This window comes from Streptomyces sp. NPDC002265 (assembly GCF_040296125.1).
GTDB lineage: Bacteria > Actinomycetota > Actinomycetes > Streptomycetales > Streptomycetaceae > Streptomyces.
Genome location: NZ_JBEOWS010000579.1, coordinates 1 through 3,594, shown reverse-complemented (window position 1 = coordinate 3,594; position 3,594 = coordinate 1). Strand labels below are relative to the sequence as shown.

The following is a 3,594-nucleotide window of genomic DNA, read 5'->3' as shown; positions in this document are numbered from 1 at the left end:
CTAAAAATAAAACCCCCTTACCTATGGTTTGTTTGGAGGTTGGGTTTCACTGTTTCACCTGTCACCCGAACCTGCATCAGACCCAACTGTTCATCCTTGGCGCTGTGCTGTTCAGCGATTCAGCAAGTAGCAACTCCCCACAGGTGAATCCCGCCTCCAGCTCCGGCCCGGACTCCCTCTTTCATCCTGCCCACTGCCCTGCGCACAGTGATAACGCGGCAGTACCTTGATTTCATGTCCAGGATTCAGCCCACCGCAGTGATTCTCACCGCGCTTGCAGTCGAGTACGACGCCGTGCGTGCCCACCTGATGGATACGCAAGAACGCGTCCACGACAACGGCACCCGGGTGGAACACGGTCGGCTCGGAAATACGCCCTGGAGCGTGGCGATCGCCGAGCTGGGCACCGGAGCTGTCAACGCCGCCGCGCTCACCACGCAGATCGTTGGCTGGCTCCGCCCACAGGTGCTGCTGTTCGTCGGGGTCGCGGGCAGCCTCAAGGACGATATCGCGATCGGAGACGTCATAGTCGGAACGAAAGTTTATTCCATCCATGGTGGCAAGCACTCCCCGCAAGGATTCCACGCCCGGCCCGAGGTATGGCACGGCGCGCACCGGCTGGTACAGACAGCGCGTTCGGTGCTGCGAGACATGAGGGACGACGTACGCGGCCATTGCAAACCGATTGCGTGCTCCGATGCCGTCCTGGCCGACGATGAGTCGTCCGCGTTTGCCGAATTCATCCAACGGACCTACAACGACGCCTGTGCGATCGAGATGGAAGGCTCCGGCGCCGCCCACGCCGCCCACGCCGCCCATCTCAACGGCCTGGAGGCCCTCGTGATCCGAGGTATCAGCAATCGCGCCGCACCTGACAGACATGAGGCCGACGCTTCGGGAGCCCGGCAGCAGGCCGCCGGACAGGCGGCGGCAGTGGCGGTGGCAATCCTCAACAAGCAGCAGCCGTACCTCGCCTCCCCCGTCGGTACCTTTTCCAGTGATGTCATCGGGCACCTGCACACTGGGGAGAACGAGCCCGGAGCGATATGCACGCTGCCGGACCAGCCGCTGGCGTTCACCGGCCGGACCACCGAGATCGGCGGCCTGAGAGGCGTTCTCAGGCCCGGACCCGCAACTGCGGAGCCTGGGCCAGGGGCTGTCTGCGCGATCGCTGGCTTGGGAGGTGCGGGCAAGACCGCACTCGCGCTGCATGTCGCCCATGATGCGCTCACCAAGGGCTGGTTCCCGGGTGGCGCTCTCTTCATCGATCTCTTGGGGTACCACGACGAACCCCTCACACCTGACCAGGCTGTGGTGTCGCTACTCGCAGACCTCGGTATACACGGACCGCAGCTGCCACCGACACCGGACGCACGATACCGTCGATTCCGCGACGTTCTGAGCCGACGTGAACGAATGCTGCTCCTGCTGGACAACGCCGCCGACCCCACGCAGGTCGCCCCATTACTACCGGGCAAGGGGAAGCATCAGGTGCTGATCACGTCCCGACGAGTGTTCGATTCCTTTCCCGTTCAGCAGTTCCGCATCGAGGAATTGTCCCCTGAGGAAAGCCGCCGTCTCCTCGCGCAGTCACTCCAACCAGACGACGACCGCATGTCCGAGGAGGAGCAGGCCACCGACCGGCTCGCCCGCCTCTGCGGTCACCTGCCACTCGCCTTGGTCATAGCCGGCGCAATCCTGCGACGGCGACGGTCGAGCACGATCTCGGCCATCGCGGAGGAGATCAGCGCCATGGGGCATCGCATACGCGCGCAAGACGGGGATCAGTACGGTCGGCAGCACGCTCTCGAACCTGTCCTCGACACGTTGTACGCCCACCTCGCACCAGAAATGACGCGCGCCATGCGAATGCTGGCACTCCACCCGGGCCCGACGTTGGGACCGTTCTCCGCAGCGCTCCTGATCGCGGTACCCGTCATGGACGTCCTGCCGGTGCTCGACGGCCTGACGGCAGAATGCCTCCTGACCGCCCACCCGAACCCCAGGCACTGGAAGATGCACGATCTGGTGCGCAGCCACGCCAGGGCCTCCGCGCAGCAGGACGCCGCGGCGCCCGAAGCCCCAGCGGAAGCCCGCCACCGTCTGGTAATTGGCTACTTCACGCTCGGGGCATCCGCGATGACATACCTCGGCGGAGAACCCATCTCAGAGCACAAGGACTTCTTCCACGGCAGCCGCGACCTCGCGCTCACATGGCTGGCCTCCGAGCACAACGGGCTTGTTGCAGCCGCTCTCTGGGCAGCGGACCGGCAAGCCCGGACCGAGACCCGGCAGACAGCGATCCTGCTGGCGCACATCCTGCGGAGACACCTGATTCACAGCAGGGCTTTCGACGACTTGTTGCGCGTCTCGCAAGCGGCCTGGGACGGCGCTCGGGATCTCGACGACAGTGGCGGGCAAGCCATGTCCCTCGACGCCCAAGGTCAGGCACTGCATGGCTTGCGGCGATTCGAGGACGCCGTCCAGAAGTACCGTCAGGCCATGGCGGCTTGGGAGCTTACGGAGCAGGAACACCCGGGCGGGATCCTCAACAATCTCGGTCTGTCCCTGCGACAGTGCGGTAGGCGTGAGGAGGCCCTGGATGCCTATCTCGCCGCACTCACAGCACATCGCAGCCACGGTGACCAACGCGAAGAAGCCAGCGCACTCATCAATATCGGGGCCATAATGTCGGAACAGGACCACCCCGAGTCCGCCATCCCCCTTCTGGCCAAGGCCGCAGACCTGTTCGCCGCCGTCGGGGATCCGTACGGAGAGGCCGGCGCCCGCAACAGTCTCGGTGTCGTTCTGACCCAGGTCGGCCAAATGCGAAGTGCCTACGCGTCCTTGGAACACGCCTACAAGCTCTCCCGGAGCCTCAACGACACGTGCGGAGTGGGGTTGGCCACCAACCATGTGGGTGTCTTGCTCGAACTGCAGGGAGACTTCGGCAGCGCCTTGGAGTGGTTCAAACAGGCTCGAGACCTCTTGAGAGCGGGCCACGAGTGGTACAAGGCCGGGGACGTCGGCTGCAACGCTGCGAGACTTCTTCGCGCACAAGGCCTGGATGCGACGGCCAGGGAGTTCTGGGCCGACGCAGCCGCCGACTACGAACTGGCCAGCGCCTCGGACGAGGCCGAAGACGCCAGGCGGCAAGGCCAACTCTAGAAGCTTCTTGCAGGTCAGCGGGCTTGGAGGCTGTTGTCCTTCCGGGCTCGGGACTGCGTTTTGGCTGGTCGGGCGTACAGTCGGCAATCCCGCGGGAGTAGTGGCTTGTCGTGTCGCCGCTGCCCGCGAAGTCGCGGATGCCGTCGGTTGTTGGACCGCCGGAACAGCACGAGCTCGCTGCTCGCCGACGTGTCGACGGGCTGCGGAAGGAGACCGACCGCCGGCTCGAAGAACAAGCACCGGGCCACACGTCACGACGTCGGAAAGACGGTCAAGCGCGCCGATTCGATCAAGGAACACCAGGCACGGTGAGGATAAATTCCAAGCTTAGCCTCGCCGTTTCGGTTGGGGCGATGAGGCGTCGCTGAGGGACAACTGTGGGGTGGCCGAAACGATTTCGGTGCTCGGGCATGGCGGAATCCCGGC

1 protein-coding gene is annotated in these 3,594 nt (G+C 64.7%); it reads left to right on the top strand.

Going from position 1 to position 3,594, the window contains the following annotated elements:
• The first annotated feature begins 207 nt into the window (after positions 1-207).
• Positions 208-3,168 carry a phosphorylase family protein gene (locus ABT085_RS45060; protein ID WP_351622671.1) on the top strand — a complete coding sequence of 987 codons (2,961 nt, stop codon included), beginning with the start codon at positions 208-210 and terminating at the stop codon, positions 3,166-3,168.
• Positions 3,169-3,594 lie beyond the last annotated feature (426 nt).